Origin of the sequence: Microbacterium sp. NPDC090281 (genome assembly GCF_044769635.1) — a bacterium.
Taxonomy (GTDB): domain Bacteria; phylum Actinomycetota; class Actinomycetes; order Actinomycetales; family Microbacteriaceae; genus Microbacterium.
Genome location: NZ_JBIVYH010000002.1, coordinates 668,781 through 691,912 on the forward strand (window position 1 = coordinate 668,781; position 23,132 = coordinate 691,912).

Here is a 23,132-nt window from a genome sequence, read left to right on the forward strand (position 1 = left end):
ACCGAACTTTTCCTGAGGAGCACACGCATGGGCGCACACGACGCCGTCATCGAGATTCCGCGCGGCAGCCGCGTGAAGTACGAGGTCGACCACGAGACCGGGCGAGTGCACCTCGACCGCGTGCTCTACACGACCTTCGGCTACCCGGCCGACTACGGCTACTTCGACAACACGCTCGGCGAGGACGGCGACCCGCTCGACGTGCTCGTCCTGCTCGACCACGCGATCTACCCCGGTGTCGTCGTCGAGGTGCGCCCCGTCGCCGTGCTGAAGATGAGCGATGAGGCCGGCGGAGACGACAAGCTCGTCGCCGTCCTGGCGAAGGACCCGCGCTGGGCCCACATCCAGGACATCGACGACATCGCCGAGTACACGAAGAAGGAGATCTCGCACTTCTTCGAGCACTACAAGGACCTCGAGCCCAACAAGTGGGTCAAGGTCGACGAGTGGGGCAACGCCGCTGAAGCGCAGCGAATCCTCGACGAGGCGATCGTCCGCGCGTCCGAGCAGGGTCACTGACCGACGCCTGGAACGTAGAAGACCCCCGGATCCGCTCAGCGGCCGGGGGTCTTCTGCAATCAGACGGGCGGATGCTCAGGCAGAGACTCCGCGATCCGCGAGGAAAGCGACGGGGTTCACGGCGCCACCGTTGACGTAGACCTCGAAGTGCAGGTGGCAGCCGAACGAGCGCCCGGTGTTTCCGGCATACGCGATGACCTGGCCGGAGTTCACCCGCTGCCCAGACCGGACGAGGATGCCTCCGTTGCGGATGTGCGCATAACCGGTCCCGATGCCACCGCCGTGCTGAATCCGGATGTAGTTGCCATAGCCGCCGTTGCCGCCGGCGTAGTCGACCGTGCCGGAGTTCGCGGCGTAAATCGGCGAACCGCAGCCATTGGCGAAGTCGGTGCCGTAGTGGAACGACGAGGAGCAGCCGTTCGAGCCGCACTGCACGGAGCGGGGACCGTATCCCGAGCTCTTGCCTCCACCGTGCGGACGGCACCAGCCGCCGGAGCCCTGGTTTCCGCCACCGCCGCCACCGCCACCGCCGCCGGCAGCAGCCGCGGCCTCTGCGGCGGCGCGCTCGGCGGCCTCGCGTTCGCGACGAGCCTTCGCCTCGGCTTCGACACCGGCCTGGTAGCCGGCGACCGTCTGGGCCGTCGCATCCTTGAGCGCTGCGAGCTGCGCCTGCATGGTCGCGAGGTTCGTGGTCTGCTCGTCGAGGGCGGCTTGAGCTGCGTCTGCGGCCTGCTGGGCCGCGACCATCTTCTCTTCCGCGATCTTCTGCAGCCGGTCGCGCTCGGTGCGAGCGACGACGGCCTGGTCGCTGAGCGACTGCGCGGAGTTGCGAGATGCGACGGCGTTGTCGTAGACGGACTGGTTGTACTCGAGGAGCTTGTCCATCGTGCCGAGGCGCGCGAGCATGTCGTCGGTGTTGTTCGCCGAGCCGGCGAAGAACAGCTCCAGCGAGGTGTCGTCGCCGCCGTTGCGATACAGCTGGGCCGCAACCTGGCCGGCCTTGCGGGCCGAGGCGTCAGCAACCGCTGCCTGCTCGTCGGCCTTCGCCTGCATCGAGTCGGCTTCGGTGGCCGCAGCGAAGTATGCCTGCTGGGCGTCGTAGAACTCCTCGGACGCGACCGCGGCCGCAGCCGCAGTGTCGGCTACCTTCTGCGTCAAGGACTGGATGAGTCCTTCGATGCGCGAGACCTCAGCGGCCTTCGCCGCCTCGTTGCCCTTGGCCCGCTGCACGTCATCCCAGCTCGGGTACGTCGCGGCGTAGGCGGCGGAGACTCCGTTCGAGATGCCGAAGGCGCTGAGCGAGACGACACCGAGCACGCCGATGCCGAGAGCACCGCGGCGGCTGATGCCGGTCTTGCCGAAAGCACGGCGTTCTGTGGGGCTGGGCGCGCAGCCGCAGTCCTCGGATGCCGCAGCAACTGCTGCATCCAGCGTGATCTTGTCGTTCACACGGCCCCTTCCGCCGGTTTCACAGTTGCCACACTAACAACAACTTTCACATCAGCACCAGGGGGCGCCCGCCAGTCTCCCTGCACTACAGACACGTCCATCGTCCTCCCTAAACACGCCCGGGAGTCGGAGCCGCGCCCTCGATTCGCGATTTGCCCGAATCATCCCTTATGCTTGAGCGTCGGCAAGGAAGTCCCCCGGGACTGACTCGGCCCCATCGTTTAGCGGCCTAGGACGCCGCCCTTTCACGGCGGTAGCACGGGTTCGAATCCCGTTGGGGTCACACCTTCCGGTATAATTGAAAACAAGTATGGCCCTGTAGCGCAGTTGGTTAGCGTGCCGCCCTGTCACGGCGGAGGTCGCGGGTTCAAGTCCCGTCAGGGTCGCTCCGTTCGTCGGGCTCTTTCTTCGGAGAGAGCCCTTCGTCTAGGACGCGACAGGTTCGCCGGTCGCACCACGGCTCTGTAGCTCAGTTGGTAGAGCGTTCGACTGAAAATCGAGAGGTCACGGGATCGACGCCCGTCGGAGCCACAAGGGTGATCATTACAATCACCCCAGAAACCCTCGCCTAGCTTCTACATGGCGGGGGTTTTGCCTTTCCCTGGCGAGGAGTGGTTTCCGACCCGCTCCCCTGGGCTGTTCCGGCCCGGGTTGTTGAGCGAGCCGAACTCCCGGCTGTTGACCGAGCGAAACAAGACGAAACGCGCTCTACAGGAGCTTCTGCCGGTGTGTGCCGGTCAGCTCCACACTGAGCTCGCCCGAGCGTCGCTCACGACTATTTCAGTCGGTCATCGTGATCGATGAACGGCAAGACCTTTCGGTTCAGAAGCACGGAGATTTTGGTGCGCTGCGGACGGGTGATGTCGTCTTTGTTCCGCTTGTTGAACATCTTCACCAGGAAGTCATAGTCCCTACCGCCATCGCCGCCGTTGTACTGATCTGGGGTGAAGGCGCCCTCGTCGTAGAGATCCTCAAGGACCGCGCGTGAGAAGTAGTCTGACGTGAGTTCGACGACCTTGCCATCCCGGAACGCTGCACGCAGGTTGAGCAAGGTGCTGAGCACCCTCACCTGACTATCAAGGTCACTACGGCCGAACTGATTCACGCACGTGCTACCGATCGGGTGCAGCTCGGAACCGTTGCTTCTGTTCTTGATAGTGAAGAGACTTACCAACCCCATCTGGCCACACACGCAAACTCCGTCGGCCCCCAAGTCCTCATCAACCTCTGTGACCTGCCACTCACCCTTGGCGATGTCCCAGGTATTGGACACGGAGGAAGAAACAACTGCCCGCACGAGCGCTGGAAAGCTTGCTGTCGACATCCCGCCTCCTTGGCTTGACTGTACACAGCCAAGCCAACCCGAGGCCAGCGCCTTGCGGCTTCATCGATCCGTCACTCAGGACCGCGCGCGAGCAATGCCTCTACCCTTGCGGTGTGTCCGGTCCTCGGATACCCCCTCGACTCGACGACCTTCACCCAGCGGCTATACGTCCAGGTCGATCTCGACGATCGGTTCAATCGGCAGGAGCACTCCTGGGTACGCGTCCAGGATGTCCTGGTGAAGGTTCACCATCTTGGGCGCCTCCAGAGTAATTACGAGCGCGTACTTCAGCGGTGCGGTCTCTCGGCTTGATCCCCCACCGTCCCGCGCGTTGTAGTGGATGTCAAACACCGGGTCGCCAAGAGTCGCTCCTCTCATACGATCCGTTGCGTTGAGAACCGTCTCCCACTTGCCCTGATCAGCGCGAAGCAGCGCTTCATCCGAGTACGCGGCAGGACTAAAGAAGGATCGGCTGGAAGGTGTCTTAGCGCCCTTACCGAACTTGTTCAGGTCGGGGCGGAAGACCACCTCGAGTCCCGCGCGGGTGTAGAGGTCTGGCGACTGAGTGTCGACGGGACTTGCGAAACAGAAGGTTGCCGACACGGCGACGTCGCCGATGAAGCCCCCCACAGGGCGAGGCAGAGCAGCCCGAAGGTATTTACCGGGACGCAGCTCGCCCTGGTAGAGGATTCGTGCCACACCATCACCGACTGATGCGATCGCATCGACGTCTAGGGGCAAACGCCCCCATCCCACTTCCGCGCGGGCATGGCCGGAGTCGCGTGCAGCATGCAGGAGCAGAGCCCGAACTCCGAGCGGCTCGATCTGCCCGGCCAAGAGTGAGTGAATACTCACTGCCTGACGCAGCGCCAGCGGAGCAGACAGACTTGTTCCCTGACCGAGCGCGACGGTTGGAGTCGTTCCTGGCGCAAGGAAACGAAACTCTTCTCCATCGGAACCGCCAAAAGCGAGCAGGTCTGGCTTTACCGTTCCAGGAGTGCGGCCGGGCCCGATGGCCGAATAGGACGCGCGGCCCCACCCTTCGCCGAGGCTCCCGGCACTTCCGATCGCGAGTGCGTTCACCGCATCGCTCGGCACCTGAACTCGCGCGTTCCCCGAAGCCTCATCGCGGTTCCCGTTGTTGCCTACAGCGACCGTCATCAGGGTCTCCCCGTCACTCAGCAGGTCGTCGATTAGAGCCGTCCACGCATGAACTTCATTGTCCTCGATCGGCAAATCGGGGCCGAGGCTTAGATTCACGTAGTCAAAGTTGCGCGAGAGAAGAATCGCCTCGATGTGACCCAAAGCACGGTAGAGCTCGTACGGGTCATCACCGTCCGTACTGCCATCAAGAACTCGAAACACCGATACCCTCGCTGGCGGTGTTCGGACCTGCTCTCCAGCCTCCAGATGGCCGAAAAGAAAGGCGGAAGCGACAGCGAGTCCGTGCGCCTCGAACTCCGATGAACGCGGCGCATCCGGGTCCATCTCCCGATACGAAGCAACCCAAGCACCAAGTGCATGCTCCGGAGGGAGGCCTCCGTCCAGGATTGCAACGCGAGCTGACTCATCGATAGAGGTTGGAGTCGGAATCTCGACCCTAGTCGGATCCGCGAGGAGGCGTGTGACCGGGGACAGGGTAAGGGTTGGCATTGGTCGTACTACTCGGACCGTGCTGAACTCCGCCAGGCGTTCGACTGCCTTCTTCTCTCCGGTCACGGGAAGGAACCAGAGCCCTCGCACCTCAACACCCAAGTCCTGACCGACATCAACTCCCAAGGAGTCTGCCAGGTCAATAAATGACTGACGATTGTGAGGAGCTAGCCGCTCAGAGGGAAGGTGAACGACGACCTCGAAGGCTGCGGAATCCGCAACACCGGCTTTGAGCTTCTCACCCGAAGAAAACACGTCGATGCTCTCGATCTCACGGATCTCTTCCAGAGCGCCACCGATCGAGCTGTCTGAACTCAGCCATCGGCCAAAGTCACGGAAGCTCTTCTCCGTGCCCGCGACGAAGATCTCGGAGGTGGAGAACTCGCGTTCCCTCCAGTCTTTGACTACGTGGGCTTCGGGATAGACCTTGCGCTCTCTGCTACCGACAGGTTCCAGGCCTGCAAGACGAAATAGGCCGTCCGGGTAATACGACTTCGCGATGTATGCCGGGTGCAGCGTGAATCGCATGACGTGCACTCCGTCTGGGGCGAACTCTGCTTCCTCCACAAGCCCGGCAAGAGCTGCATCCATCTGTGGCGAGAGACGCTGGCGCGCTTCCTGCGGGTCATAAGGGTGCGTCTTGGTCGGCTTGATGGCCGGTGGCCGTACCGGCTCGGCCAGCAACTCACCGCGGCCAATCAAGTAATTCTTCGGCATGCTCATGCCCCTTCGCTAGAACGTGCGTGCTTACGGATAGTGTCGCGGCTGACCGCAGTCAACCTCGCGATCTGATGCTGAGACATCTCAGTGTTGACGCGCAGCTCATCGGCCAGCGCGATGCGCTCCGCCCTCGGGAGCGGCGAGACAGTGCCTTGGAGTAGCCCGCTTACGGCATCCGGGACGTTCCCCCCAACTACAAGCGCCTTCCGAAGGCTCTTGACTCTTCGCTCGACCTCGCTTATCGACGAGTCGCCAAGTACACGTTCGAGCACTGGTATGAACGGAGTAACTCGCTCCAGATCACGGTCGAGGAACCTCCGAATCGCGGAGCCGATCTCCTCGCGACCGGGATTTGGGAAGTCCACACGGACCTCGAAACGTCGCCAGAGAGCCCGATCGACGAGTTCGGGATGGTTTGTTGCTGCGATGAGCAGACTGGTCGAAGGCCAGTCATCTAGCTCTTGAAGCATGATGGTCACGAGACGCTTGAGCTCGCCAACATCGGAGTCATCGGATCGACGCTTGGCGATCGAATCAACCTCGTCTAGGAACAAGACAGCTGGTTCCCGGCGCGCGAAATCTAGAACAGAACGAAGGTTGGCTCCCGACTGACCGAGCCGACTGCTCATCACGGCAGTCAGATCGAGCGAGTACATCGGCATCTCCAGTTGGTTAGCCAACCATCTCGCCGAGTACGTCTTGCCCACTCCTGGAGGTCCCGTCATGATGATGGAAGAAGCAGGGGACAGCCCTTGCGCTCGCAACACATCTCCTGCGGACCACTCAGCAATTAGCGTTTCGAACTGCGTGCGAGTCGCAGGGGACAGCACAGGTGGGTCGAACCCCTGGTCGCGTTGGCTCGGTCGAAGTAGCGCGACACCCTGCGGATCCGCCTCCCCAGCGTCGAATCGGTGCTCGACGCGCCCGCGTGCCGGACGAGCGCCCAGTCCCGCAAGCACCCCTTCTAGTTGCTTAGAGATAGCCGGAGACTGACGACGGTATCGGCGAATCAGTCGCGCCAGATAGAGCCGAAGATCTTCTTCCTTCCCCTCGCCAGCGAGGCGCGCCACCTGGACGAGATCGTCACCCAGCTGCTCGTTGTAGTCCATCCGGCTCCCTTGATTTGTAGACCCATAGTACCCCATTTGGACGACTTTGCGTCCGGATGCTAGATACTCTTCCAGTGGCCGCCGACATTGTTGGCTGCACGCAACGCCTACGTGGGAGCAGCGCAGAGAATCGCAGGTGACGAGCGAGAAGACACCTATTCGCACCACGGCTCGCGTATGCACAGAACCGTGTGCCGATTCTGCGCCGGTAGCTCCACTGAAACTATCCTCAACCAGCCGGGACCAACCATGACAACTTCCGCGGAATCACGCGGCAAACGGCGAGCAACGAGCAACGAGCAACGAGCACCCACCACCCCGCCACATCCAACTGAAAATCAAGAGGTCACCGGATCGACGCCCGCCGCAGCCACAAGGGTGATCGTTACAATCACCCCAGAAACCCTCGCCTAGCTTCTACATGGCGGGGGTCCTGCTTTTCTCATCGTCCACGGACGACGGAGCCGGGTTCACATCGGGCCGTTAGGCTTCGGTCATCATGGACCACGAGCATCAGTCGACCCCCGGCCCTGCCGTCTGGATTGGCGCAGGAGCACTGGTCGCCGTCGGCGGCATCTCTTTGCTCTGGGCCTCGGATGGCGTCTGGATGACCGCTATCGGCGGAGCACTCGTCGCCGCGGGCATCGGGAGCGCCGCGATCGGAACCCGATTGGCCCGACGGCGTCGCTCGTCCGGCGACCGTGCTGACGAGGTCCAGGAATGACCACCCGCCGGATCGAGCTCACGATGCACCGGCCGCGATTCGCGCTCTATGCCGGGATCAGGCCGACGCTCGTCATCGGCGGGCGCGGTCAGCCGACGCAGTGGGGCCTGGGCACCTGGCAGGTTCCCGCCGATGAGTCAGTGGTCATCGGCGTGTACCTGTTCAACCGACTGTGGCGCTTCGGTCAGACCGAGTTCACGCTCGAGCCCGAGGATCACTCGGCTCTGGAGTACCGAGCACCGGTGCTGCCCTTGCTTCCTGGACGCCTCGGCCACCGTTCCCGCTGACCTTCGACGACTCAGCTCTCGGCGTCCACATCCACGGTGTTCAGCGCGGCGTAGCGTTCCGGTCGCCGTGCGCGGAAGACGAGTGCGACGACGATTCCCGCGAGGATCGCGAGGGGGATCGGGATCAGCAGGAGCGCATTGACGAAGGGCTCGGCTGCGGTGAGCAGCTCGAGCTGGGACACGCTGAGTGCGACGAAGACGAACAGCCCGATCGCCGCGAGGACAGGGGCGACGATCACCCGCCAGACGCTGTGCCCGTGCCGGTCACGGAGGAAGAAGGCCACGACCGCGATCGCGGCGATGCCCTCGAGCAGCAGGATGCCGAGTACGCCGGGAGCTGCCGACCAGAGGAAGACCACGAGGTACGGATCCGCGCCGGCGAGGGCGGCGAAGCCCAGCACCACCACGCAGATCACGATCTGCAGAGCGACACCGCCGACGGGCGAGCCGTGGGCGCGGCTGATCTTCGCGATGCTACGAGGCAGGATTCCCTCGCGGGCGAGCGTGAAGTGATACCGGGACGCGGCGTTGTGGAAGGCGAGCGCTGCAGCGAACGCACTCGTGCACAGAAGAAGCTGCGAGAGATCGGACAACCACGGGCCGACGAACTGCTCCATCGAGGCGAACGTCAGGAGGGCCACGTCGTCGCTCGCCGCCGCGTCGAGTGCGCCCTGAGTGCCGTACGCGGCGAAGATGCACCACACCGAGAAGGTGTAGAAGACGCCGAGGAACGCGATCGCGATGTAGGTGGCACGCGGCACCGTCCGCTTCGGGTCCTTGACTTCCTCCGCATAGATCGCCGTGGCCTCGAACCCGATGAATCCGCCGGCGGTGAGCACGAGCATCGCACCGAAACCGGGGTCGGCCATCACCGCGGGGTTGAAGATCGTGACGGTCTCGGCGATGTCGCCACCGCCGCCCTGACCGAGCATGAAGACCTCGTAGACCACGAGCACGGCGACCTCGAGACCGAGCGCGATGCCCAGAACCTTGGCACCGAGCGTGACCTTGAAGTAGCCGAGCAGCGCTATCCCGATCACCGCGAGCGCGGCGAGGATCACCCAGTTCACACTCAACCCGAACAGCGAGGCGAGCATGTTCTGGGCGTACACGGCGAATCCGGCGACCAGGCAGATCGTCATGGCGTTGTACGACACGACGGCGAGGAGCGCGGAGCCGACCCCGAACGGCTTCCCGATGCCGTGGGTGATGTACGAGTAGAAGGCTCCGGCATTCTTGATCCGCGGGCTCATCGCCGTGAAGCCGACGGCGAAGAGGATCAGGACGATCGCTGGAACCAGATACCCGTAGGCCGCCGATTCTCCACCGGTGCGGATCGCGAGCGGTACGACTCCCGCAACCACCGTGAGGGGAGCGGCGGCCGCGACGACGAAGAACACGAGGTCGGCGGTGCCGAGGCCCGCGCGACGGAGCGTGCGCGGTTCGGACGCATCAGTGGGGGCGTGCGGTGCTGAGGGGGCAGTCGGGGTCATCATCGTCCTCGGATTCGGCGTTTCAGCGGGCGGGTGAGCGGTGCGCGGTGGGAGTGAGCTCGTCCAGCCACAGTTGTTCGCCGCGGCGAACATATCGCAGACGGTCCTGGGCGAGGGAGTGGATGTCGTCCAACGGGTCGCCGTCGACGATGAGGAAGTCGGCGGCCTTGCCCACTTCGAGCGAACCGGTCAGGTGGTCCACGCGGAGCGCCTTCGCGCCGTTGAGCGTGGCGGCGACGATCGCGTCACTCTCCGGCATCCCGGTCTCGACCATGGTGTGGATCTCGGACAGGGTCGATGCGCCGTAGGGGACATCGACGCTCGAGAAGCTGTCGCTGCCGACGGCGATCGTGACGCCGGCGAGACGGGAGGCGGTGAAGTTGTCGGCGACGCGGTTCTTCTCCTTCTCGACCATGGTTTCGCCGCGGTAGTTCTCGAGACCCTCACGAGGGGGCGGCGGGTACTCGTCGAACCAGGGCCCCAGGAACAACTGCAGCGTCGGCACGTGGATGACGCCGTTGTCGACCATCATCTGTCGGCACTCGTCGTCGAGCTCTTCGCCGTGCTCCAGCGTGGCGACGCCGGCGCGGAGACAGTCGTTGGCAGCGGCGAGCGACTCGGCATGCGCAAGCACGGGGATCTTCACCATCGCCGCTTCGCGGACGACCATGCAGAGCTCCTCGAAGTCGTAGTGCTGGTCGGTCTCGAGCTCCTTGTCCCACATGCCGCCGCCGGTCGCCCAGATCTTGACCGCGTCGGCGCCCATGCGGTTGAGCAGACGGACGGACTTGCGCAGCTCCTCCGGCCCGTCGGCGAGCATCGCCCACGGGTGACTGCGCTGGATCATGTCGCACGGCAGGTTGTGCGCATCACCGTGCCCACCCGTACGAGAAAGCCCCGGCCCGCAGGCGACGATTCGCGGTCCCTCCATGTGACCGTTGTTGACCGCCCACTTGAGCCGGAGCCCGTTGCGGGAGATGTCGCGGATGGTGGTGACCCCATGCTCCATGAGCGCGCGCATCTGCTGCCCTGAGAGGATCGCCTGGCGAAGATCGTCTTCCACGACCCAGGTCGTGTAGTTCGGCGAAGACGCCCCACCGAGGTGCGTATGACAGTCGATGAGGCCGGGCATGACGGTCATATCTCCGGCGTCCACCTGCTCGGCGTCTGCCGGGACCGCGACGCTGCCGCGGGGCCCGACCGCCACGATCGTGCCGTCGCGCACGACCATCGTCGCGTCGTCGATGACCTGCCCCGTGCCGTCGAGCAGGCGTCCGGCCTGAACAACCGTGATTTTGCTCATCACGAACTCCTTGAACCGCTGATTTCATCGTTGAACATCTGTTTGAAAATGAATATAGCGGTTAGGCTCCTTCTCGGCAACGAAAATTACAGAATCCCGTGGCGTGCACCGTCAAAATGATCGTCGGCGAGATGCTGTGCGACGAGAATGACGGTTCGAGTACGCTGTCAGCGTGCCGAAAGGCCGCACGAGAGGAGCACGCACCGATGCGATCCGGAGAATTCCACGGACTGGTCCCGGCACAGCTGGACGAGCTCGACCGCAAACTCGTCCGCCTTCTCCAGGAAGACGGACGCCGGTCCGTGACCGAGATGGCCGGAGCCGTCGGCCTCTCGCACGCCGCCGTCCGACAGCGCATCCAGCGCCTGTTGAACGAGCGTGTCGTGACGATCGGCGCGATGACGCATCCGCAGACTCACGGCTATGCACAGTCGGCGCTCGTCGGTGTCCGCGTGGACCACCGCGTGCACGAGGTGAGCGACGCGATCTCGGCGATCGACGAGGTGTACTACCTGGTCACGACCACCGGACACTACGACCTCATGGCCGAGCTGATGGCCGCGGACAATGAGCACCTGCTCGACCTCGTGATGTCGATCCGCGCGATCCCCGGGGTGACCGAGACCGAGACGATCAGCTTCGTCGACACGGTCAAGTGGATCTACCGGCCCGACTTCGCGACGCGCGGCAAGAACTGACCCCACTGACGCGCGGTTACAGTCTCTCCAGCGCCTTCCGTGCCAGATCCACGGCACTCGCAGCAGCATCCGCCCGGGCAGCCGCATCCGCCCGCCCCTCCTCGGCACCCGGGAGGTCGTGCTCGACGCGGACCGCGTCTGCACGGGACTGAGCGAGCTGATCTTCGAGCTCCGACAACCGCTCGGACAGCTCCTTCCGTCGGGCGCGCAGCGCCTGCAACGCCGAATCCTGAGCTGTGAGCTCCCGTTCCGCTGATGCCTGTTCCTTCTCAGCGGCCGCGACTGCGCGCTCAGCATCGCGGCGAGCCCTGCGCGCCTGCAACTCATCGGGGCGACGCAGAGCCTCCGGGGCCGGCGCCGGGCTCTCTCCGGCCACCGCATCACGGACGTCGTCCGCCGTGGACGAGGGCGCAAGAGCCCGCAACAGCCGCCCCGAGGCGACGGCCGCCGCCGCGGCAGGATCGAAGAATGCCGCGGAGATGCTCTGCTCGACGGCCTCGAGCGTGGCGGGCGTGATGCGTTCACCGCGTGCCGCAGCCAACTCCCCCGCGCTCTCAGCGAGCCTTCGCGTCAGTGCCCGACGCTCTCGACCGAGTTTCGCCAAGGACGGCGCATCCAGATCATCCTGCGCCTCGCGAAGCTCTCGCGCGAGTTGGAGAGCCTCCCCCAGTTGCTCCGCCCGCTCCTGAGCGAAGACGTTGACCACCCAGGCCGCGACGGAAGGTTTGCGCAGGGCGAGGATTCGCGAGGACACTCCCCCGTCTCCGGCCTCGTCGGCCAGGGCTTTGCGAGACGACACGAAGTTCTCCGGGGGCCCGGCATACAGTCCGCTCACGATCTCGTCGAAGGTCGGAGCGGCCATGGCCCAACGATACGCCGAGCGCCGGGCTGACCGACAGCGATGGCGGTTCCCTGTCAGAGCAGGTCGAACTCCCCGCCGTACGGCAGAGCATCGTCACCGAGGTCACGGGTGTCGAAGTCGACGCTCTCGACCGAGATCACGACCTTGCTCGCTGAGGAGATGAGCACGCTCATCGAGCGATCACCGGCCGCGACGAACTCGACGAAAGCTCCGCCGGAGTGCACCGCGTCTTCGATGCGCCGTCTCAGATCGGCGACATCCTGGTCTTGAGCCAGGAAAAACCCGGCATCATCGAGCGCAACCCGCGTGCGGGACATGGTCTGCATCTCGCCCTCCACTTCTCCGTCTGGTGCCACCGGCGACGCTATCGACCGAGCTGCCGACGCAGAAGGGGATTGCGCGAGAGCCCGAGAAGAGGCAGACGGCGTGACGGACGGGACTAACCAGATCAGCCCGGTCGGGCTCCGGACCTCCGCACGGGAAGCCGACGAGGAGCCGGATACGCTGTGCCCGTGGATGCTGTCCCCTACCTCCTTCTCGGCCTGCCGATCCTCGCCTTGATCATCGGCGGCCCTCTGCTGAAGTCTCGGCTGCGTCGCAGTGCGTCCGAGGCCGGTGACGAGACCGGGCGGAAGTTCGCCGCCGCCAAGCTCGCCGAGACGCTCGATGAGTTCGGCACGACCCTGGTGATCCACGCACCGGAGCCCATCGCGCGTGAGATCGTGGCATCGGCGATGGCGAAGAAGCAGCGTGAGTACGTCGTCCGCAGCGACGGCGACTACGGCATCCGGTTCATCGAGCCCGACGACACCATCGTCCATCTCACCGCCGACCCCGAGGGCACCCGGCTGCAGGTCGAGACGTTCCGGGAGTACCTCGGTTCTCCGCAGACGGGTCCACTGTGGACCGAGCTGCGCTCGCGGGTCGCTACTGCTGCCGGAGCCCGCGAGATCCCGGTCGCAGCGGGCGAGCCCATCGGGTTCCTCCGCGGAGCGCTCATCGACGACCGCAACGCCCGCTGGGTTCGAAACTCGTGATCCGATTCCGGGCCCCGGGGCGCGGAGCGACCCCAGCCTGACGAAACCGAGCGCGCAACATCCCGCAGACGCAACTAGGCTGGAAGGCGCGCCCTGCCCGCCGGGCCTCCGCCGGGTCACGGTGGTGGCGTGCGCCCTGACGACCTCCTCCACCGGTCCACACGGTCCCGCTTGTCGGGATGGAGCCGCAGCTCCGGTGTGGCCACGCCAGAAAGGCAAGAACCCATGAGCGAATCCCCTGGAACCGCCGACCGCGAAGGCGAGCGCTCGCCGGACTTCTTCGACCAGCTGATCGAGACGCCACAGCGCGACCAGCAGGGTGCGTTCACCATCGGCTTCCGCGGCTACGACAAGGGCGAGGTCGACTCGGCGCTTTCGACCCTCCGCAACCAGCTCAAGCAGGCAGCCGCCGACGTCGCCGAGGCACAGGCCCGCGAAGAAGAGGCGGTCGAAGCGGTACGGGAAGAGGAGCGCAAGGCCCGCGAAGCCCTCGAGAGCGAGCTGACGGCCGCGAACGCCAAGGCCTCCGACGCCGAGCAGCAGGTCGCGACCCTCACCTCTGAACTCGTCGACGCTCCCCAGCCCGACGGCGAAGAGGCTCCTTCACGTCAGCAGTTCGAGGCGATCCTGCGCGTCGCCGAGGAACAGGCGAACGTGCTCATCCAGAACGCGGCCGTGCAGGCCGACCGGCTGATGACCTCAGCTCGGGAGGAAGTGACCGCGCAGCGCGCCGAGGCCGACGCCGACGCCGAGCGGATCACGGCCCAGGCGCAGCGCGACGCCGACCAGGTGCGTCTGAAGATGGACACCGAGTACACGGCGCACGAGGCCCGCATCGAGCGCGAAGCCGCACATGCCGCCGAGAAGGTGAACCAGGCCGCACAGGAGGCCACCGCGATCCGTACCGAGGCCGAGAAGGGCGCGGCCGCGCTGCGCTCCCTCGTCACCCGTGAGACGACCCAGCTGCGCGCCGACGCCGAGCGCGATGTCCGCGACATGAACGCCCGCGTGCTGGAGTTCGAGGAGACGCTCACCCGCCGGCAGGACGATGCGCAGCAGGAGTTCCTCGTGCTGCACAACCAGGCCGTGGCGCACGCCGAACGGATCACCAACGACGCGAACGAGCAGGTCTCGGCATCACTGGAGCATGCCCAGCGCATCTCCGCGCGGGCAGAGGACTACGAGCGTCTGACGCGTTCGCAGGGACAGGCCATCGAGGCAGACGCCCAGGTCCGTGCGCGCGAGACCCTCGAGCGTGCGCGTGCGAAGGCGCAGAAGATCGTCGACTCGGTCACCGGCCACACCACCTCGGTGCTGCACGACGCAGAAGACCGCACGCGTCAGCTGCGCTGGCAGCAGCAGCAGCTGACGAGCTTCATGGCGGAGGTCAAGGAGCTCATCCGTCCCGACGGAATCTTCTCCGACGACTCCCTGCCCGCCGGCATCGTCGCAGCGGACGAGACGACCGTCGAGGCGCCTGCCGAGGCGAACGTCGCGACGCCGGAGGAGATCTTCCTCGGCGATGAGGTACTCGAGGACGAACTCGACGACGACCGCCCGCTCGAGAAGATCACGATCGATGTGGTGGAGACGAAGAAGAAGTCTTCCAAGTAGTCACGGAACGACAGAGGCGCGAGCAGGAATTCCTGCTCGCGCCTCTGTCGTTCCCGGGCTGATCATGCCCGGTGAGACTGCTTCAGCTTCGGCTATGCCCGCCCGAACTGGGCGGATGCCGGGCAGTCGAACGGGTCTGCACCGGCGGCGAGACCGACACGGTTCAGGTACTCGATCACGATCATGTACGAGCGGCCGAGGCTGGTCTCCGTGTACGGCACGCCGTTCGCCGCGCAGTAGTCACGCACGATCTCGCGTGCCTGGGACAGATGCGGGCGCGCCATGCTCGGGAAGAGGTGGTGCTCCACCTGGTAGTTGAGGCCACCCATGAGCCAGGTCGTCCACCATCCACCGCTGATGTTGCGGGAGGTGCGGACCTGCTTGGTGAAGAAGTCGAGACGGGCGCCGGGCTCGATGATCGGCATGCCCTTGTGGTTCGGCGCGAAGGCGGCCCCCATGTAGACGCCGAAGACCGCGAACTGCACACCCATGAAGGCGAAGGCCATTCCGAGCGGGAGCATCATGAACACGGGCACGAGGATGAGCGCGAACCGCAGCGCGATGATGCTCAGCTCGGTCCAGCGTCCCTTGACGTTCTTGGTCGTCATGAGGTACTTCAGGCCGAGGTAGTGGAGGTTCAGCCCCTCGAGGGTGAGCAGCGGGAAGAAGAGCCAGCCCTGCTTGCGGGTGATCAGCTTGATCAGGCCCTTCGCCTTGGCGGCATCCTCTTCGAGGAACGAGACGGTGTCGACCTCGATGTCGGGGTCCTTGCCGACCTGGTTCGGGTTTCCGTGGTGCTTGGTGTGCTTCGAGTCCCACCACGAGTAGCTCATGCCGATGCTGGCGATCACGATGCGGGCGAGCTTGAAGTTCGCCGGCCCCGTCGTCAGGATCTGACGGTGCGCTGCCTCATGTCCCAGAAAAGCGATCTGGGTCAGGACGATGCCGAGGCCCGCGGCGATGAGCAGCTGGAACCAGCTGTCGCCGAGCAGGATGAAGCCGGTGATGAGACCACCGAGGGCGACGGCGATACCCGAGGCCACGAAGACGTAGAACCACTGGGTGCGTCCGAGCAGGCCGGTCTCCTTGACCACCTGCGACACCTGCTTGTAGGCCTTGGCCATCGGAGGGAAATCCGCATTGCCGGAATAGGTCTGGCGAACCGGACCGAGCGTTGCCGCGGTCGTTTCGATCTGTGTGCTGGAGATGATCTTCTCCTGACGATCGGAGCCCTTGAGCTGTGAAAGCCCAAGGCAGGTGCCGAACGCTTACCTCACGATAGCCCTAGCTCCATGCGCGTCAGGGAATACTTCGACAACCCCTGGCCACCTCTCAGCATGCGCGCCGAATGGTGGTCGGGGTGGCCGTCGAGAACGCGGAGTCCCGGTCGGCGTCAGGAACGGGCGCGGCGGGTCCTCCGGCGCCAGGCGCGCGGCAGGATCGGCGCGAACGCCGGTCCACGAGTGACAGACTCGTGCGCTTCCTCGAGCGCGCTGAACGCGTCATCGAGCGAAGCGAACGCGCCGAGCTCGGTGCCGCGGTTGTCGCGCACGAGGTGGGTGGTGCCGTCGAACTCGACGAAGCCGGCGAACTCGCCGGCACGGGTAGCGACGTGCACATCGGCGTCGGCCTGTTTCCAGGTCAACGGATCGGACGGGGGAAAGGTGGTGGTGCTCATGGTGATGCTCATTGCTGTGTGGCGGACACGCGTAGGCGCTCCGCAAGATTTGAGACCGAGGGCGGATTCCGCACGCATCGATGTGCGCGGTCCGTAATGGCCCTGATCAGTGGCGACGTGGCGGCCGAGAGGGGCGATGCACACACGCTGCACCATAAGCATAGCAGACCGCCCCCGCGGCATCGAATCCTCGTCTCTTCACCTCAGCTGGCCGGCGGCTGCCCGCCGCCGCCAGGCCCGCCCTGACCTCCCGCCGGCGCCGATCCGGCGGTGGGGCTCGTCGCTGTGTCGACGGCGACGACCAGCGTGGCCGCATATCCCGCCGAGACCCCTCCGGAGACCGTGGCCACCTGCAGAGCGCCGGAGTCGTCACCGAAGACGTTGTCACTTGCGAGCGTGATCTGGGAGAGGTTGCGCGCGGACCCGTCGTAGGCGGTTTCCGCATACACCGCAGCGCAGGCCGCCTCGGGAAGGGCCAGCTGAGAGGTCGCGATCGCAGTGGTCGAATCGGTGATCGAGCCGACATCCGGATAGACCTCGAAATGGATGTGCGGCCAGCGCCCCGAATAGCACCCGGGGAAGATCGACGTGAACGACACCTTGCCCTCATCATCCGCCACCTGCACACCCCGCAGGTAGGTGACATCTTCCAACCCGGAGGAGTACATCGAGTACTCCCCCTGTGCCGTGCAATGCCATGCGTAGACCGCGACACCGGCGAACGGCACGCCCCCGTTCGCGAGGTCGACGATCTGCAGCTCGAACGTCAACGGCACTCCCTCGGCCGTCGCACCTCCGTCGATCGACGAGCGGATGTCCTGACGGACGATTCCCGAGTCTTCGAGGACATCGGGTCCGTTCGAACCGTCGCCCGGATACGGTCCTGCGGTCTCGTCGGGGATCTCAGTTACGCCCGACGTACCGTCGCCTGAGCTTCCCGACGTCGCCGCCGGCGTCGGAGTGTTCGACGATCCGCCGGAGGCGGCAGGCGAGCATGCCGCGAGCACGACGGCACCGAGACCGAGGCCTGCGAGCCCGAGCACGCCGCGCCGGCTCATCAGCGTGCGGATGTCGAAGGCCGCCCCCTGATCGACGACCTCTTCATCGACGCGATCGAGCAGCCGGCCTTCGAACGCGGGGCCGTCGGGGGTCTGCGTGGGTTCCGGAATGCTCATGGTCTGACTCCTTATCGGCGAGGGGACCACCAGACTCGCGGAGCATCCGATCAGAAGACTTTGCTCGGCCTATGCCTTCTCTATGGTGGAAGCCGCCACCGGCGGGCGGAGCACCAGCACGACGACGATGCCCACGAGGATCAGGGCGGTGAGTGTGACGGGGATCGGAAGGATCGGATCGAGCAGCACCAGAACCGCGCCGAGCGGAACAACGGTGTTCACCACGCGGTCGGCGTTCTCGCGGATCGCGATCCACCAGATGCCGATGAGGAAGATGGCGATCGGGATCGTCACCGTGAACGACGCCGCGATGCTCGAGAGATGGCTCTTCCCCGTCAGGACGTCGAGCTCCACCTCGATGCCCGCCGAGAACGCCGCGGCGGCCGCGAACACGAAGTAGTGCGCGTAGCCGTAACGCAGTGAACGACCGAAGGTCGTGATCGCACGGTGGTGCGGCGGCCAGAAGTAGATCCACCACAGGGATGCCGTGACCAGGAGTGTGAGCACGGAGATCGCGATCAGTGGTCCGAGCGTCTCCACCTTGTCGAGGGCGTCGATGATGGCGTTCGCCGACGCGAGAAGGCTCTCGCCGAGCACGATGAGCGTGAACAGTCCGTAGCGCTCCGTGATGTGGTGCGGGTGCCACGGAGTCTGTCTGCGGTACTCGGCGAACACCGGGACGCTGATCTCGATCAGAGCGAAGAGCGCGAAGGCGATGAACTGCAGCGGTCCCGACGGGATCAGCAGGAAGAGGATCCAGAGCACCTGGACCGCCGCGATGCCGAAGGCGTACCGGCGCGTCGCGGATCGCAGGGCGCCGGCCGAACGTGACGCCCTCAGCCACTGTGCGACCATCGCGACGCGCATGACGACGTAGCCGAGGACGGGGATCGTGAAGTTCCCCTCGTTGAACGCCTGCGGGATACCGGCGGCGAAGACGAGGACGCCGCCCATCTGCACGAACGTCGTGACGCGGTATAGCCAATCATCGGTATCGAATGATGTCGCGAACCAGGTGAAGTTCATCCAAGCCCACCAGATCGCGAAGAAGAGCATCGCGTAGGAGGTGATGCCGTGGAGGAACTCACCTTCACTGAGGGCATGGTGCAGTTGGGCCGAGGCGATGCTCACGGCGACGACGAAGACGAGATCGAAGAAGAGCTCGAGCGGACTCGCGGTTCGATGCGGCTGAGCGGGGTCCCGCGGCAGCATCGTGCGGAGTTGGAAGCGAGGGGAATCTGTGTTCGCGGTCACCGCGACAGGATAGCCCGCGACCGGAGCCTTCTCGCGACACGGATTGTTCCACTCGGCAGAGATACCTTCCGGTGAAGACGATCTTCCGCTACAGTGGTGAAGGTCTGCAGTGCCTGCTGTCAGCGACCGCCGTGTGGGACGGCGAAAACGCACCTCGTGATGTGGGAATCACGGGGAGTTTCAGCAGGACCCGAGGGGTCGGGACGCAGACAAACGCCGTGAACGTGGGGTTCATGGTCTGGGGAATCTGGGGAATCACATGTCGCACTGGGGATATTTGCGTACATTCACGGCTCAAGGAGCCTCGGCATGACTTCCGTCGAGGATGCCCTGAGCATCACTCGTACGGGCTTCGTGCCGGTCGCTGCTCCGCGAGCCTCCAAGTCGGTGACGCGAACGGTGGTCACACCGCGCGCCTCGGCGACCTTGGAGAGACGCCGTCAATGGGAGCGCCGTTATCGGATGCGACTGCGGACAACGGATGCAGCTGTCATCCTGTTCGCCCTCGGTCTGACCGCAGCGATCCAGCTGGCGACCGGCGTCTCCGGGCTCGAGGTCCTGCGCGGCGGCATCCCGCTCGCTGCGCTGTGGTACCTCATGCTCAGCGCGATGCACACGCGGGACGCCGCGTTGTTCCGCGCGAGTGCCACCGAGTACCGCGGCGTGGTCCACGCCAGCGGACTCGCCTTCGGGATCATCGCCATCGTGGCGGTGCTGCTCGCATGGAAGTCGATGCAACTGACGCTGCTGCTGGGGCTGCCTCTCGGTGTGCTGACGCTTCTCGTGACCAGGTGGTTGTGGCGCCACTGGCTGCAGAAGCAGCGTTCCCACGGGAGGTTCGCCTCCCGCACCCTCGTCGTCGGCAATCGAGACGACGTGGAGTATGTGGTCCGGACGCTGCACCCGATCGGTGCATCTGGCTACCAGGTGGTCGGCGCCACGCTGCTCGACGGCAACGCGCGCGACATCGTGATCGACGACACGAGGTTCCCGGTTCTGGGGAACGTGAACTCCGTGTCGTCGGTCGCGGCCGAGGTCGGTGCCGACACGATCATCGTGGCGAGCCGCCCCGAGGGCGAGCCGGAGTTCGTGAAGCAGTTGAGCTGGCAGCTCGAGGGAACCGCCGCTGAGCTCGTGCTCTCCAGCCGGCTCACCGATGTCGCGGGTCCCCGCATCTCCTTCGCCCCCGTCGAAGGACTGCCGCTGATCCAGGTGCAGATCCCGACCTACGAGGGCGGTCAGCACCTGCTCAAGCGCGCACTGGACATCGCGGTCGCCACGCTGGCGCTGATCCCGATCGGGCTGCTGGCCCCCGTGCTCGCGCTGCTCATCAAGCTCGACTCGCGCGGTCCTGTCTTCTTCTTCCAGGAGCGTGTCGGCCGTGACGGTCGTCGCTTCAAGATCGTCAAGTTCCGCTCGATGAAGACCGACGCCGAACAGCAGCTCACTGCTCTGAAGGCGCAGAACGAGGGCGCCGGCCTCCTCTTCAAGATGAAGGACGACCCGCGAGTCACCCGCATCGGAAAGGTGCTGCGCAAGCTCTCCCTCGATGAGCTGCCGCAGTTCTGGAACGTCCTCATCGGCGACATGAGCGTCGTCGGACCGCGTCCGCCGCTGCCCACCGAGGTCACCGCCTACGACGGCACGGTGTTCCGCCGCCTCTACATCAAGCCTGGCATCACCGGCCTGTGGCAGGTCTCCGGACGCAGCGATCTCTCCTGGGATGAGAGCGTGCGCCTCGACCTTCGCTACGTCGAGAACTGGTCAGTGATGAACGATCTGCAGATCATGTGGCGCACCGCCAAGGTCATGGTGCAGCCCAGCGGGGCATACTGATCGCATGAGCAATACGAACCGCCTCACCATCGCGATGGTGGGGACTCGAGGAGTGCCCGCGGCCTATGGCGGCTTCGAGACCGCCATCGAAGAGGTCGGTCGCCGGCTCGCGGACCGCGGACACGATGTCGTCGTGTACACCCGCGGTTCCGAGCGGCGGGAGAAGGAATACCTCGGCATGCGGGTGGTGCACCTCCCTGCGGTACCCGTGAAGCAGATCGAGACGCTCAGCCACACCGGGCTGTCGGCGCTGCATCTCATGTTCCGGCGCCGACCAGACGCGACGTTCGTCTTCAACGCTGCGAACTCTCCGTTCCTGCCTCTGCTCCGGCTACGTCGGGCTCCTGTCGCGTTGCACATGGACGGGCTCGAATGGCGACGCTCGAAGTGGGGCCCGCGAGGCAAGGCCTACTACCGCTGGGCCGAGCAGTTCGGCGTGCGTACGGCCGATGCGCTGATCGCGGATGCGCCTGGAATCGCCGACTACTACCGGCACCAGTTCGATGTTCCGACCGAACTCATCCGCTACGGCGCACCGATCCTCGATGAGCTCCCCGAGCGCGGCGTCGCCGAGATGGGGCTGACCCCTGGCGGGTACCACCTCGTCGTGGCGCGCTTCGAGCCCGAGAACCACGTTCTCGAGATCGTCGAAGGCTACCGCGACAGCGATGCGGCACTACCGCTCGTGGTCGTCGGGTCGGCGCCTTACAGCGCCGGATACACCCAGGAGATCCAGCGAGTGGCCGACGGCGATGACCGGATCCGGCTCGTCGGAGGCGTCTACGACCAGGATCTGCTCGACGCGCTCTACGCGAATGCGCTCACATACCTGCACGGCCACTCCGTGGGCGGAACCAACCCCTCGCTGCTTCGCGCAATGGGGGCCGGAACAGCGGTGATCGGCTTCGATGTGCCTTTCAACCGCGAGGTGCTGGACGGCAACGGATGGTTCTTCGCCGATTCCGCCGACGTCGCCGAGCAGGTCATGGCAGCGGAGAGCGATCCTGAGGCGACCGCGTCCTCGGCGAATGCCGTGCAGGAGATCGCGCGCACCCGGTTCCGTTGGGACGATGTCGCGGACGAGTACGAGGCGCTGGCCCATCGCCTGGCGGAACGCGCGACCATCCACCCGTCGGCTCGCCGTGCGCGACGACGGACGACGGACTGGTCGCCCCTTCCCGCCAGACCGGCCGCCTCATGAGCAGCGACGCGAAGCAGCGCACAGTCCTTCTCGTGCATCCCGGCGCCGAACTGTTCGGTTCCGACCGGATGCTGCTCGAGAGCGCCGCAGGCCTCGTCGAGGCGGGCGCACGTGTCGTCGTCGCCCTCCCGAGTTCCGGACTCCTCGTGGACGAGCTCCGCAGCGCCGGCGCCGAGGTGGTCATCGTCCCGATGCTCGTGCTGCGCAAGGTCCTGCTGACTCCGCGCGGACTCCCCCGACTCTTCCGGGACACGTTCCGCGGCCTCGGCGCCGCATGGCGTCTGATCGGCCGGGTACGCCCCGACGTCGTCTACGTCTCGACGATCATCATCCCCGAGTGGCCGCTGGTAGCGCGGCTGCGTCGCACCCGCTCGGTGAGTCACGTGCACGAAGCCGAAGCCTCGGGCAGCAGACTCGTCAACCGCATCCTCTACTCCCCCCACCTGGCCTCCCAACGCACGCTGGTGAACAGCCGTTTCAGCCTCGACACGATCCATGCCGCGCTCCCCGCGCTCGCCCGGCGTGCGCACGTCGTCTACAACGGGGTTGCATCTCCCCCGCACCCGACCTCGCCCCGACCGCGTACCGAGCGCGCACTCCGCGTGCTCTATGTCGGCCGCCTGTCTCCCCGAAAGGGCCCTGACCTTGTGATCGAGGCCGCCTCACGCCTGCAGTCGGCAGGGCGTGCAGTCGACGTCACGCTTCTCGGCGCGGTCTTCGAGGGCTACGAGTGGTTCGAACGCGACCTGCGCACGCAGGCGGAAGAAACCGGCGTCTCTGTCGACTTCGCCGGGTTCCACACCGACATCTGGCCCTTCCTCGCCGAGGCGGACGTGCTCGTCGTCCCCTCGCGGGTCGACGAGCCTTTCGGCAACACCGCCGTCGAAGGCATCCTCGCCCTCCGTCCTGTGATCGCGAGCGACAGCAGCGGTCTCCGTGAGGCGGCCGGGGGCTACGCCACCGCACAACTCATCACGGCCGGAGACCCCGACTCGATCGCATCCGCGCTCACCGACATCGACACCCGGTGGGACGAGATGGTGTCGACCGTCGCAGACAGTCGAGCCGAGGCACTTCGACGACATGCTCCGGCTGTCTACCGCTCGAGCATCACGTCGCACGTCCTGAACTGACGCTGACGCTGACGCTGACGCTGGCGACGGCGCTGACGCCACCCGATCTCGTTCCCGGCGGCC

21 protein-coding genes and 3 tRNA genes are annotated in these 23,132 nt (G+C 65.4%); 12 read left to right on the top strand and 12 right to left on the bottom strand.

The genetic code is table 11. From position 1 onward, the window contains the following. Positions 1-27 precede the first annotated feature (27 nt). Complete coding sequence (ppa, locus tag ACIQTX_RS17435) at positions 28-519, top strand: inorganic diphosphatase (RefSeq protein ID WP_402974513.1); 492 nt, start codon at positions 28-30, stop codon at positions 517-519. Between the two features lie 75 nt (positions 520-594). Here ppa and ACIQTX_RS17440 read toward each other — a convergent pair whose 3' ends face one another. Beyond that, positions 595-1,968: a M23 family metallopeptidase gene (locus ACIQTX_RS17440; RefSeq protein ID WP_402974516.1), complete on the bottom strand. Its 1,374-nt coding sequence runs from the start codon at positions 1,966-1,968 to the stop codon at positions 595-597. A gap of 210 nt (positions 1,969-2,178) precedes the next feature. Here ACIQTX_RS17440 and ACIQTX_RS17445 point away from each other — a divergent pair. The 3 genes from ACIQTX_RS17445 (at position 2,179) to ACIQTX_RS17455 (ending at position 2,499) form a co-directional block, all read left to right on the top strand. Further along, positions 2,179-2,251, top strand: a tRNA-Glu gene (locus ACIQTX_RS17445). A gap of 29 nt (positions 2,252-2,280) precedes the next feature. Further along, positions 2,281-2,354, top strand: a tRNA-Asp gene (locus ACIQTX_RS17450). A 72-nt stretch (positions 2,355-2,426) separates the two neighbouring features. Then, positions 2,427-2,499, top strand: a tRNA-Phe gene (locus tag ACIQTX_RS17455). A 244-nt stretch (positions 2,500-2,743) separates the two neighbouring features. On the opposite strand, the gene ACIQTX_RS17460 is transcribed toward ACIQTX_RS17455, so the two are convergent. The 3 genes from ACIQTX_RS17460 to ACIQTX_RS17470 all read right to left on the bottom strand — a co-directional run bounded on the left by ACIQTX_RS17460 (position 2,744) and on the right by ACIQTX_RS17470 (position 6,774). After that, positions 2,744-3,292, bottom strand: a complete 549-nt coding sequence (locus ACIQTX_RS17460) for a hypothetical protein (RefSeq protein ID WP_402974518.1) — start codon at positions 3,290-3,292, stop codon at positions 2,744-2,746. A 162-nt stretch (positions 3,293-3,454) separates the two neighbouring features. Beyond that, positions 3,455-5,668, bottom strand: coding sequence for a S8 family peptidase (locus tag ACIQTX_RS17465; RefSeq protein ID WP_402974521.1), 2,214 nt, complete (start codon positions 5,666-5,668; stop codon positions 3,455-3,457). After that, entirely contained in the window at positions 5,665-6,774 is a 1,110-nt protein-coding gene (locus ACIQTX_RS17470; protein WP_402974523.1) for an AAA family ATPase, read from the bottom strand. The genes ACIQTX_RS17465 and ACIQTX_RS17470 overlap by 4 nt, the downstream gene beginning before the upstream one ends. Before the next feature lie 499 nt (positions 6,775-7,273). Between ACIQTX_RS17470 and ACIQTX_RS17475 the strand changes: the two genes are divergently transcribed. Beyond that, complete coding sequence (locus ACIQTX_RS17475; protein ID WP_402974526.1) at positions 7,274-7,498, top strand: hypothetical protein; 225 nt, start codon at positions 7,274-7,276, stop codon at positions 7,496-7,498. Next, a complete protein-coding gene (locus ACIQTX_RS17480) occupies positions 7,495-7,785 on the top strand; it encodes a hypothetical protein (protein WP_402974529.1) in 291 nt (96 codons plus the stop codon). Before ACIQTX_RS17475 ends, ACIQTX_RS17480 begins: the two co-directional genes overlap by 4 nt. A gap of 11 nt (positions 7,786-7,796) precedes the next feature. Here the strand turns inward: ACIQTX_RS17480 and ACIQTX_RS17485 are convergent, their stop codons facing one another. Both ACIQTX_RS17485 and ACIQTX_RS17490 read right to left on the bottom strand, forming a co-directional pair. Next, positions 7,797-9,278: an APC family permease gene (locus ACIQTX_RS17485; RefSeq protein WP_402974532.1), complete on the bottom strand. Its 1,482-nt coding sequence runs from the start codon at positions 9,276-9,278 to the stop codon at positions 7,797-7,799. A gap of 22 nt (positions 9,279-9,300) precedes the next feature. Further along, the gene (locus ACIQTX_RS17490) at positions 9,301-10,581 is read right to left on the bottom strand and encodes an amidohydrolase family protein (protein ID WP_402974535.1); all 1,281 of its coding nucleotides are present in this window, start codon (positions 10,579-10,581) and stop codon (positions 9,301-9,303) included. A gap of 206 nt (positions 10,582-10,787) precedes the next feature. Here ACIQTX_RS17490 and ACIQTX_RS17495 point away from each other — a divergent pair, with 206 nt between their 5' ends. Continuing rightward, positions 10,788-11,279: an Lrp/AsnC family transcriptional regulator gene (locus ACIQTX_RS17495; RefSeq protein ID WP_181156890.1), complete on the top strand. Its 492-nt coding sequence runs from the start codon at positions 10,788-10,790 to the stop codon at positions 11,277-11,279. A gap of 16 nt (positions 11,280-11,295) precedes the next feature. On the opposite strand, the gene ACIQTX_RS17500 is transcribed toward ACIQTX_RS17495, so the two are convergent. Together ACIQTX_RS17500 and ACIQTX_RS17505 are read right to left on the bottom strand one after the other, a co-directional pair. Continuing rightward, positions 11,296-12,141 (bottom strand): transposase, encoded by an 846-nt coding sequence (locus tag ACIQTX_RS17500; RefSeq protein WP_402974538.1) that lies wholly within the window; start codon positions 12,139-12,141, stop codon positions 11,296-11,298. Between the two features lie 53 nt (positions 12,142-12,194). Then, positions 12,195-12,458 carry a hypothetical protein gene (locus ACIQTX_RS17505; RefSeq protein ID WP_402974541.1) on the bottom strand — a complete coding sequence of 88 codons (264 nt, stop codon included), beginning with the start codon at positions 12,456-12,458 and terminating at the stop codon, positions 12,195-12,197. Between the two features lie 195 nt (positions 12,459-12,653). Between ACIQTX_RS17505 and ACIQTX_RS17510 the strand changes: the two genes are divergently transcribed. Together ACIQTX_RS17510 and ACIQTX_RS17515 are read left to right on the top strand one after the other, a co-directional pair. Then, positions 12,654-13,178 (top strand): hypothetical protein, encoded by a 525-nt coding sequence (locus ACIQTX_RS17510; RefSeq protein WP_402974544.1) that lies wholly within the window; start codon positions 12,654-12,656, stop codon positions 13,176-13,178. A 225-nt stretch (positions 13,179-13,403) separates the two neighbouring features. Then, positions 13,404-14,792: a cell division initiation protein gene (locus tag ACIQTX_RS17515; protein WP_402974547.1), complete on the top strand. Its 1,389-nt coding sequence runs from the start codon at positions 13,404-13,406 to the stop codon at positions 14,790-14,792. Between the two features lie 92 nt (positions 14,793-14,884). On the opposite strand, the gene ACIQTX_RS17520 is transcribed toward ACIQTX_RS17515, so the two are convergent. The 4 genes from ACIQTX_RS17520 to ACIQTX_RS17535 all read right to left on the bottom strand — a co-directional run bounded on the left by ACIQTX_RS17520 (position 14,885) and on the right by ACIQTX_RS17535 (position 18,899). Further along, positions 14,885-16,003, bottom strand: a complete 1,119-nt coding sequence (locus tag ACIQTX_RS17520; RefSeq protein ID WP_402975580.1) for a fatty acid desaturase family protein — start codon at positions 16,001-16,003, stop codon at positions 14,885-14,887. 182 nt (positions 16,004-16,185) lie between these two features. Next, complete coding sequence (locus tag ACIQTX_RS17525; RefSeq protein WP_155946077.1) at positions 16,186-16,470, bottom strand: hypothetical protein; 285 nt, start codon at positions 16,468-16,470, stop codon at positions 16,186-16,188. A 203-nt stretch (positions 16,471-16,673) separates the two neighbouring features. Further along, the gene (locus ACIQTX_RS17530; RefSeq protein ID WP_402974550.1) at positions 16,674-17,645 is read right to left on the bottom strand and encodes an intradiol ring-cleavage dioxygenase; all 972 of its coding nucleotides are present in this window, start codon (positions 17,643-17,645) and stop codon (positions 16,674-16,676) included. Between the two features lie 69 nt (positions 17,646-17,714). After that, positions 17,715-18,899 carry a low temperature requirement protein A gene (locus ACIQTX_RS17535; RefSeq protein WP_402974553.1) on the bottom strand — a complete coding sequence of 395 codons (1,185 nt, stop codon included), beginning with the start codon at positions 18,897-18,899 and terminating at the stop codon, positions 17,715-17,717. Between the two features lie 309 nt (positions 18,900-19,208). Between ACIQTX_RS17535 and ACIQTX_RS17540 the strand changes: the two genes are divergently transcribed. From ACIQTX_RS17540 to ACIQTX_RS17550, 3 genes are read left to right on the top strand one after another with little or no spacing between them, the layout of a single operon-like run. Continuing rightward, complete coding sequence (locus tag ACIQTX_RS17540; RefSeq protein ID WP_402974556.1) at positions 19,209-20,735, top strand: sugar transferase; 1,527 nt, start codon at positions 19,209-19,211, stop codon at positions 20,733-20,735. Between the two features lie 4 nt (positions 20,736-20,739). After that, positions 20,740-21,936, top strand: a complete 1,197-nt coding sequence (locus ACIQTX_RS17545) for a glycosyltransferase (RefSeq protein WP_402974559.1) — start codon at positions 20,740-20,742, stop codon at positions 21,934-21,936. After that, complete coding sequence (locus tag ACIQTX_RS17550; protein WP_402974562.1) at positions 21,933-23,069, top strand: glycosyltransferase family 4 protein; 1,137 nt, start codon at positions 21,933-21,935, stop codon at positions 23,067-23,069. The genes ACIQTX_RS17545 and ACIQTX_RS17550 overlap by 4 nt, the downstream gene beginning before the upstream one ends. The last annotated feature ends 63 nt before the right edge of the window (positions 23,070-23,132 follow it).

Excerpts from the sequence above, each read along its gene's own strand:
- ppa (WP_402974513.1), top strand. The coding sequence starts at position 28 with ATGGGCGCACACGACGCCGTCATCGAGATTCCGCGCGGCAGCCGCGTG.
- ACIQTX_RS17460 (WP_402974518.1), bottom strand. The coding sequence starts at position 3,292 with ATGTCGACAGCAAGCTTTCCAGCGCTCGTGCGGGCAGTTGTTTCTTCC.
- ACIQTX_RS17465 (WP_402974521.1), bottom strand. The coding sequence starts at position 5,668 with ATGAGCATGCCGAAGAATTACTTGATTGGCCGCGGTGAGTTGCTGGCC.
- ACIQTX_RS17470 (WP_402974523.1), bottom strand. The coding sequence starts at position 6,774 with ATGGACTACAACGAGCAGCTGGGTGACGATCTCGTCCAGGTGGCGCGC.
- ACIQTX_RS17475 (WP_402974526.1), top strand. The coding sequence starts at position 7,274 with ATGGACCACGAGCATCAGTCGACCCCCGGCCCTGCCGTCTGGATTGGC.
- ACIQTX_RS17480 (WP_402974529.1), top strand. The coding sequence starts at position 7,495 with ATGACCACCCGCCGGATCGAGCTCACGATGCACCGGCCGCGATTCGCG.
- ACIQTX_RS17485 (WP_402974532.1), bottom strand. The coding sequence starts at position 9,278 with ATGACCCCGACTGCCCCCTCAGCACCGCACGCCCCCACTGATGCGTCC.
- ACIQTX_RS17490 (WP_402974535.1), bottom strand. The coding sequence starts at position 10,581 with ATGAGCAAAATCACGGTTGTTCAGGCCGGACGCCTGCTCGACGGCACG.
- ACIQTX_RS17495 (WP_181156890.1), top strand. The coding sequence starts at position 10,788 with ATGCGATCCGGAGAATTCCACGGACTGGTCCCGGCACAGCTGGACGAG.
- ACIQTX_RS17500 (WP_402974538.1), bottom strand. The coding sequence starts at position 12,141 with ATGGCCGCTCCGACCTTCGACGAGATCGTGAGCGGACTGTATGCCGGG.
- ACIQTX_RS17505 (WP_402974541.1), bottom strand. The coding sequence starts at position 12,458 with ATGTCCCGCACGCGGGTTGCGCTCGATGATGCCGGGTTTTTCCTGGCT.
- ACIQTX_RS17515 (WP_402974547.1), top strand. The coding sequence starts at position 13,404 with ATGAGCGAATCCCCTGGAACCGCCGACCGCGAAGGCGAGCGCTCGCCG.
- ACIQTX_RS17525 (WP_155946077.1), bottom strand. The coding sequence starts at position 16,470 with ATGAGCACCACCACCTTTCCCCCGTCCGATCCGTTGACCTGGAAACAG.
- ACIQTX_RS17530 (WP_402974550.1), bottom strand. The coding sequence starts at position 17,645 with ATGAGCATTCCGGAACCCACGCAGACCCCCGACGGCCCCGCGTTCGAA.
- ACIQTX_RS17540 (WP_402974556.1), top strand. The coding sequence starts at position 19,209 with ATGACTTCCGTCGAGGATGCCCTGAGCATCACTCGTACGGGCTTCGTG.
- ACIQTX_RS17545 (WP_402974559.1), top strand. The coding sequence starts at position 20,740 with ATGAGCAATACGAACCGCCTCACCATCGCGATGGTGGGGACTCGAGGA.
- ACIQTX_RS17550 (WP_402974562.1), top strand. The coding sequence starts at position 21,933 with ATGAGCAGCGACGCGAAGCAGCGCACAGTCCTTCTCGTGCATCCCGGC.